Consider the following 7,146-nt stretch of genomic DNA (forward strand, 5'->3'; position numbering starts at 1 on the left):
TGCAGTCGCGAGGGTCTCCAGGTTTGTCGTCACAAACGAACCAACGAGACCCTCGCTTCATGCGCCCGAAGACTTCGGAATTACTCGTCTAGGCCGTCTCTTCCGGATCTAGGCGCCCGGGCCCCGGGCCGGTGTCAGCAGGTGTTCGGGTGCGCGACGTCCACCACGAGCCGCTCGGGCGAGTGGAGGACCGAGGTGCTCCAGGCGGGCTGGGTGTCGAAGGCGGCGCCGAAGGTCACGTACCCCTCGAAGTCGCCGGTCAGGGCGAGGCCCTTCAGCTTGCTGAGGTTGATCTGCTGGAGCTTGGGGCCCTGGTAGACGTTGTTGCCCGCGTCGTCGTGCCCGGCGGCCGGGTGCAGGCGGATCTCCAGGAAGTACTTGCCGGGCAGCGGCACGGGCTTGCCGGACCCGTCGTAGACCAGCTGGGAGACGGGCGTGACGGTGAACGGGGGCACGGAGCCCTGGAGGTCGATCACGATCCGGTCGTACGTGCAGTGACCGCCCCAGCGGGCGTTGACGACGAGCGGGGTCGTGGAGCGGACGGCGGCCGGTGCGGCCGCCGAGGCCGGTGCGGCGAGCGCCAGCCCTGCGGTCAGCAGGGCACCCGTGGCCAGGGCCACGATCCGGCGGCGGTGCGGGTGGTGACGCATGGCGTCCCCCGATCCTCTGAGACGGGGAATGACTGTCATCCGGTATGACATCCGAGGGGCCCCGACGGTTGCACGGCCCGCTCCCGGCAGCCTCAGAAAGTCAGCAGCGCGCTCAGCTCCGCGTCCAGGTCGTAGTGGCGCTGCTCCTGCCCGCGCGGGACCAGCTCGATCATCCGCCGGCACAGCTCGCGCAGGTCCTTGGCCCGTGCGGAGACCACGCAGCCGTGCGCGCCGTTGCTCAGGGCCAACAGCACGCGCGGCTCGGTGCCCGTCCAGCGCGGCCACACCTGTATGTCGCCCTCCCCGGTGGCACAGGTCTGCCCGTCGATCAGCAGCTCCCGCGAGAACACCCAGCGGGCGATCCGGACCCCGGCGCCCCGGAACTCCACGGCGATCTCGTACGGCCGGTCCGTGCGGTAGACGAAGACGCCCTCCAGGGGGACGGGCTTCGGTGCGGCCTCCAGCCGCAGCGGCAGGACACGGTGTTCGGTGATGGCCATGGCGGCTGCCTCTCGTAGCGGGGTAACAGCGCCCCCCCGCAGCACGCTAGTGCACGTACCGCCCGCCGCCCGTGGGCCGAAGGTCCCGACCCGGGCGGGCCGTGGGACCCCTCTTCCCCGGAAGCGGCGAGGGGCCCGGCGCACCCGCGCCGGGCCCCACCTCACCTCGTCACGCAGCGCCGACGGGTCAGCACTCGATGACGTTGACCGCGAGACCGCCGCGCGCGGTCTCCTTGTACTTGACCTTCATGTCCGCGCCGGTCTCCTTCATGGTCTTGATGACCTTGTCCAGGGAGACCTTGTGGCTGCCGTCGCCCCGCAGGGCCATCCGCGCCGCCGTGACGGCCTTGACCGCCGCCATGCCGTTGCGCTCGATGCACGGGATCTGCACCAGCCCGCCGACCGGGTCGCAGGTCAGGCCGAGGTTGTGCTCCATGCCGATCTCGGCCGCGTTCTCCACCTGCTCCGGGGAGCCGCCCATCACCTCGGCCAGGGCGCCCGCCGCCATCGAGCAGGCGGAGCCGACCTCGCCCTGGCAGCCGACCTCGGCGCCCGAGATCGAGGCGTTCTCCTTGAAGAGCATGCCGATGGCGCCGGCGGCCAGCAGGAAGCGCACCACGCCGTCCTCGTCCGCACCGGGGACGAAGTTCACGTAGTAGTGCAGGACGGCCGGCAGGACGCCCGCGGCGCCGTTGGTGGGGGCGGTCACGACGCGGCCGCCCGCCGCGTTCTCCTCGTTCACCGCCATCGCGTAGATCGTCGTCCACTCGCTGCGGTGCAGCAGCGGGTCGCCCTCGGTGCGCAGCTGGCGCGCCGTGGCGGCGGCCCGCCGCTTGACGCGCAGCCCGCCGGGGAGGATGCCCTCGCGGGACATGCCGCGCGAGACGCAGGACTGCATGACCCGCCAGATCTCCAGGAGGCCCTCGCGGATCTCCTCCTCGGTGCGCCAGGCCTTCTCGTTCTCCATCATCAGGGAGGAGATCGACAGGCCGGTCTCGTTCGCCAGGCGGAGCATCTCGTCGCCCGAGCGGAAGGGGTACTTCAGCACGGTGTCGTCGAGCTTGATCCGGTCCTCGCCGACCGCGTCCTCGTCCACGACGAAGCCGCCGCCGACCGAGTAGTAGGTCTTCTCCAGCAGCGGGGCGCCGGAGGCGTCGTAGGCGAAGAGGGTCATGCCGTTCGCGTGGTAGGGCAGCGAGCGGCGGCGGTGGAGGATCAGCTGGTTCGGCTCGTCGAAGTCGATCTCGTGGACGTTCCCTATCTCCGTCCCGAGCAGCCGCAGCTTCCCGGTGCGGCGGATCCGCTCCACCTCGTCGTCGGCGGTCTCCACGTCCACCGTGCGCGGGGAGTGGCCCTCCAGGCCCAGCAGGACCGCCTTGGGGGTGCCGTGGCCGTGGCCGGTGGCGCCGAGGGAGCCGAAGAGCTCGGCCCGGACGGACGCGGTCTGGGCGAGGACGCCGTCCTTCTTCAGACGGGACACGAACATGCGCGCCGCGCGCATCGGGCCGACCGTGTGGGAGGAGGAGGGGCCGATACCGATGGAGAAGAGATCGAAGACGGAGATGGCCACTGGCGGACTCCCTTGTCGGCTCGTGGGGTGGAGAGAGAGGGCAGGGGTGTGGTGGAGCGGGGTGGTGCGCGGGGGATCTGCGGATTTTGTCCGGCAGACGAGCGTAACGCGTGGAGATGAACGTTTCTGCTCGCGGAAGGGTCCGGGGGACGTGAGTCAGCTCGCGTTCCGGTGCCCGGCGGGGGAGGGCGCCGGGGGAGAAGACAGAAAGGGGCCCGGCCCTGTGCGGAACAAGGCCGGGCCCCTCCTGGCCCGTGACTACAGCGACGGGTAGAGCGGGAACTTCGCGGCGAGCGCGGAGACGCGCGCCTTGAGGTCGTCCGCGTCGAACGCCGGCTTCAGGGCCTGCGCGATGATCTCGGCGACCTCGCGGAAGTCCTCGGCGCCGAAGCCGCGGGTGGCCAGCGCCGGCGTACCGATGCGCAGACCCGAGGTGACCATCGGCGGGCGCGGGTCGTTCGGGATCGCGTTCCGGTTGACCGTGATGCCGATCTCGTGGAGCCGGTCCTCGGCCTGCTGGCCGTCCAGCTCGGAGTTGCGCAGGTCGACCAGGACCAGGTGCACGTCGGTGCCGCCGGAGAGGACGGAGACGCCCACCTCGGTGACGTCCGGCTGGACCAGGCGCTCGGCGATGATCTTCGCGCCCTCCAGGGTGCGCTCCTGGCGCTCCTTGAACTCGGGCGAGGCCGCGACCTTGAAGGAGACGGCCTTGGCCGCGATCACGTGCTCCAGCGGGCCGCCCTGCTGGCCGGGGAAGACCGCGGAGTTGATCTTCTTGGCCAGCTCCTGCGTCGACAGGATGACGCCGCCGCGCGGACCGCCGAGGGTCTTGTGCGTGGTGGTGGTCACGACGTGGGCGTGCGGCACCGGGTTCGGGTGCAGGCCCGCGGCGACCAGGCCCGCGAAGTGGGCCATGTCGACCATCAGGTACGCGCCGACCTCGTCCGCGATCCGGCGGAAGGCGGCGAAGTCCAGCTGGCGCGGGTAGGCGGACCAGCCGGCGACGATCAGCTGCGGCTTGGACTCCTTGGCGAGGCGCTCGACCTCGGCCATGTCCACCTGGCCGGACTCGTCGACGTGGTACGGGACCACGTTGTAGAGCTTGCCGGAGAAGTTGATCTTCATGCCGTGGGTCAGGTGACCGCCGTGGGCCAGGTTCAGGCCCATGATCGTGTCGCCCGGCTTGAGCAGCGCGAACATCGCGGCGGCGTTGGCCTGCGCACCCGAGTGCGGCTGGACGTTCGCGGCCTCGGCGCCGAACAGCGCCTTGATGCGGTCGATCGCGATCTGCTCGACCACGTCGACGTGCTCGCAGCCGCCGTAGTAGCGGCGGCCGGGGTAGCCCTCGGCGTACTTGTTGGTCAGGACCGAGCCCTGGGCCTCCATGACGGCGACCGGAGCGAAGTTCTCCGACGCGATCATTTCCAGGGTGGACTGCTGGCGTACGAGCTCGGCGTCGACGGCGGCGGCGACGTCGGGGTCGAGCTCGTGGAGGGGGGTGTTCAGAACGGACATCAGGATCCCCTGGGGTGTCAGTTGCCGGAGGTGAGGGCGGTGTACTCGTCGAAGGAGAGCGCGTCCTTGGGCTCCTCCGACAGCTTCACCTTGAACAGCCAGCCACCCTCGAACGGGGCGGAGTTCACCAGCGCCGGGTCGTCCACGACGTCCTGGTTGAACTCGACGATCTCACCGGAGACGGGGGAGTACAGGTCGCTGACCGACTTGGTCGACTCCAGCTCGCCACAGGTCTCGCCCTCGGTGACCGTGTCGCCGACCTCGGGGAGCTGGGCGTAGACGACGTCACCGAGTGCGTCGGCGGCGAAGGCCGTGATGCCGACCGTCGCGACGCCGTCGACGGCGTCCGACAGCCACTCGTGCTCCTTGGTGTAACGCAGCTGCTGGGGGTTGCTCATGACCTGATTCTCCTGGATGCGGTGCGGTGGATACGAACGGTGGTCTTGCGTGCCGGCGGCGGACCGGCGGCGGGTCCCGGGGACCCGGGGGTCACTTCTGCCGCTTGTAGAACGGCAGGGCCACGACCTCGTACGGCTCATGCGTACCGCGAATGTCCACGCCGACGCCGGAGGTGCCGGGCGCGGCGTGCTCCGCGTCGACGTACGCCATCGCGATCGGCTTGCCCAGCGTCGGGGACGGGGCGCCGGAGGTGACCTCGCCGATCACCTTGCCGTCGGCGACCACGGGGAATCCGGCGCGCGGAACGCGGCGGCCCTCGGCGACCAGGCCGACCAGCTTGCGCGGGGCCTGCGTGGCGGCGCGCTCGGCGGCGGCCTCCAGGGCGGCGCGGCCGACGAAGTCGCCCTCCTTCTCGAACTTCACGACCCGGCCCAGCCCGGCGTCGAAGGGCGTGAGGGAGGTGGTGAGCTCGTGCCCGTACAGCGGCATGCCCGCCTCCAGGCGCAGGGTGTCGCGGCAGGACAGGCCGGCCGGGACCAGGCCGACGCCCTCGCCCGCCTTGGTCAGCGCCTGCCACAGCTCCACGGCGTGCTCGGGGGAGACGAACAGCTCGAAGCCGTCCTCGCCCGTGTAGCCGGTGCGGGCGATCAGCGCGGGCACGCCCGCGACGGTGCCCGGCAGGCCGGCGTAGTACTTCAGGCCGTCCAGGTCGGCGTCGGTCAGCGAGGCGAGGATGCCGGGGGACTCGGGGCCCTGGACGGCGATCAGCGCGTACGCGTCGCGGTCGTCGCGGACCTCGGTGTCGAAGCCGGCGGCGCGCTCGGTCAGCGCGTCGAGCACGACCTGGGCGTTGGAGGCGTTGGCGACGACCATGTACTCGGTCTCGCCGAGGCGGTAGACGATCAGGTCGTCGAGGATCCCGCCGTCCTCCTGGCAGATGTGCGTGTAGCGGGCGCGGCCGACGCCGACGGTGGAGATGTTGCCGACCAGGGCGTAGTCCAGGGCCTTGACGGCCTCCGGGCCGGTCAGGGTGATCTCGCCCATGTGGGAGAGGTCGAACAGGCCGGCCTTGGTCCGCACGGCGTTGTGCTCGTCGCGCTCACTGGCGTAGCGCAGCGGCATGTCCCAGCCCGCGAAGTCGGTCATGGTCGCACCGAGCGAACGGTGCAGCGCGTCGAGCGCGGTCAGGCGGGGGGCAGTGCTCATGGGTGTGGCTCCCGGGTCCCAGGGCATGACATGACGAGGACGATCCTCCCCATCTGTCATCGGAACCTGAGAGGTTCGCCGAGAGTTCCCACGGGGGAACGCCGACTTGCACCTTGGGTGGAGCTGCGGACAGCTCGCTTTTCAGATCTGCCTCATCCACGCGGTACGGGGCCTGAGAGATTCAAGGGAGGTACTTGCTCCTTCGGCGCCCGGGCACGGCCTCGCGGCCAGCCGGGACTCTCCCGCGCGGATTCAAGCGGCCGGTATGCAGTTGGTGTCCAGATGGCGCACATCATTGCACGGGTCGGGCGGAAGCGGGCAGTGGGGCCCGGCGGAACCTGCGCGGCGGCCGCGCCGCCCGGACCCCCCGGGGTCCCGGCTCCTGGACGGCGGGCCCGGAACCGACCCACCCGGATTACCGTCTCTTTACATTCAGCGGGCATGGGGCCCTCGCGGCCCGACTCGGGGGGAGACGATCACGATGCGCGGATTCGGAGTGGTGACCAGCACGGGGGCGGTGGACGAGGTCCGGGCGCGACCCCTGCCGGTGGCCCCCGGCACGGTCCGCGACCTGCGCGGATCGCTCACCAGGGGCCCGCGGCGGCTGAACTTCCCGGCCGGGGACATCGTCGTCGTGTCCGGCCTGCCGGGCGGCGGCAAGTCCACCCTCATCAAGCGGGCGGCCCCCGGGGGCGGCATCGACTCCCAGGACGTCCGCGAGCGCTGGGAACGGCGGATGCCGGCCGCGCTGCCGTACGCGGTGTACCGGCCGCTGGTCCGGGCGTCCCACTACTGGACCCTGTGGCGCGAGCTGCGCTCCGGGGCGTCTGTGGTGGTCCACGACTGCGGCACCCAGACCTGGGTCCGGGCCCTCCTGGCGGCCGAGGCCCGGCGCCGGGGGCGGCGCCTGCACCTCCTCCTGCTGGACGCCTCCCCGGAGGAGGCCCTCGCGGGCCAGGCCGCCCGAGGCCGGGGCGTCTCCCGTTACGCCTTCGCCCGCCACCGCGCGGCGGTGACCCGTCTCCTCGCGGCGGCCGCCGCGGGCCACTCCCCCCGCGGCTGCGCCTCCACCACCCTCCTGGACCGCCCGGCGGCGGCGACCCTGACGGAAATAGCCTTCATGTCCTGATCCCCTACCCGCCCTTCCACCGTTCCCAGGGGCTCCGCCCCTGACCCCATACCGGACGCTCCGCGCCCGGAGCGCTCGATCGCCGCGCGGGGGTGGGGGGACCCAAGGGGAATCCAACACCAGCGGGGGGTTAGGGGGGGGACCCCACAGAGAAAGGAAAAAGAGGGGAGGGGGCGA

7 protein-coding genes and 1 riboswitch are annotated in these 7,146 nt (G+C 71.5%); of the genes, 1 reads left to right on the forward strand and 6 read right to left on the reverse strand.

Features of this window, described 5'->3' with window-relative positions:
• Positions 1–134: 134 nt before the first annotated feature.
• The 6 genes from ACZ5NJ_RS34350 to gcvT all read right to left on the reverse strand — a co-directional run bounded on the left by ACZ5NJ_RS34350 (position 135) and on the right by gcvT (position 5,840).
• A complete protein-coding gene (locus ACZ5NJ_RS34350) occupies positions 135–650 on the reverse strand; it encodes an AMIN-like domain-containing (lipo)protein (RefSeq protein ID WP_468770248.1) in 516 nt (171 codons plus the stop codon).
• 92 nt (positions 651–742) lie between these two features.
• Positions 743–1,150 (reverse strand): SsgA family sporulation/cell division regulator, encoded by a 408-nt coding sequence (locus ACZ5NJ_RS34355; RefSeq protein ID WP_468770249.1) that lies wholly within the window; start codon positions 1,148–1,150, stop codon positions 743–745.
• A gap of 187 nt (positions 1,151–1,337) precedes the next feature.
• Entirely contained in the window at positions 1,338–2,720 is a 1,383-nt protein-coding gene (locus ACZ5NJ_RS34360) for an L-serine ammonia-lyase (RefSeq protein WP_468770250.1), read from the reverse strand.
• A 258-nt stretch (positions 2,721–2,978) separates the two neighbouring features.
• On the reverse strand, positions 2,979–4,235 hold the full coding sequence (gene glyA, locus ACZ5NJ_RS34365; protein WP_042811644.1) for a serine hydroxymethyltransferase: 1,257 nt from the start codon (positions 4,233–4,235) through the stop codon (positions 2,979–2,981).
• A 17-nt stretch (positions 4,236–4,252) separates the two neighbouring features.
• Positions 4,253–4,633 carry a glycine cleavage system protein GcvH gene (gcvH, locus tag ACZ5NJ_RS34370; RefSeq protein ID WP_468770251.1) on the reverse strand — a complete coding sequence of 127 codons (381 nt, stop codon included), beginning with the start codon at positions 4,631–4,633 and terminating at the stop codon, positions 4,253–4,255.
• A 91-nt stretch (positions 4,634–4,724) separates the two neighbouring features.
• A complete protein-coding gene (gene gcvT / locus ACZ5NJ_RS34375) occupies positions 4,725–5,840 on the reverse strand; it encodes a glycine cleavage system aminomethyltransferase GcvT (RefSeq protein ID WP_468770252.1) in 1,116 nt (371 codons plus the stop codon).
• Positions 5,841–5,991: 151 nt separating this feature from the next.
• Positions 5,992–6,095: riboswitch (glycine riboswitch) on the reverse strand.
• Between the two features lie 226 nt (positions 6,096–6,321).
• Between gcvT and ACZ5NJ_RS34380 the strand changes: the two genes are divergently transcribed.
• Positions 6,322–6,969, forward strand: a complete 648-nt coding sequence (locus ACZ5NJ_RS34380) for an AAA family ATPase (RefSeq protein WP_468770254.1) — start codon at positions 6,322–6,324, stop codon at positions 6,967–6,969.
• The last annotated feature ends 177 nt before the right edge of the window (positions 6,970–7,146 follow it).

This window comes from Streptomyces sp. NPDC032091, from assembly GCF_055580265.1.

Coding starts and splice junctions, on each gene's coding strand:
- ACZ5NJ_RS34350 (WP_468770248.1), bottom strand. CDS start 650: ATGCGTCACCACCCGCACCGCCGCCGGATCGTGGCCCTGGCCACGGGT.
- gcvH (WP_468770251.1), bottom strand. CDS start 4,633: ATGAGCAACCCCCAGCAGCTGCGTTACACCAAGGAGCACGAGTGGCTG.
- gcvT (WP_468770252.1), bottom strand. CDS start 5,840: ATGAGCACTGCCCCCCGCCTGACCGCGCTCGACGCGCTGCACCGTTCG.
- glyA (WP_042811644.1), bottom strand. CDS start 4,235: ATGTCCGTTCTGAACACCCCCCTCCACGAGCTCGACCCCGACGTCGCC.
- ACZ5NJ_RS34355 (WP_468770249.1), bottom strand. CDS start 1,150: ATGGCCATCACCGAACACCGTGTCCTGCCGCTGCGGCTGGAGGCCGCA.
- ACZ5NJ_RS34380 (WP_468770254.1), top strand. CDS start 6,322: ATGCGCGGATTCGGAGTGGTGACCAGCACGGGGGCGGTGGACGAGGTC.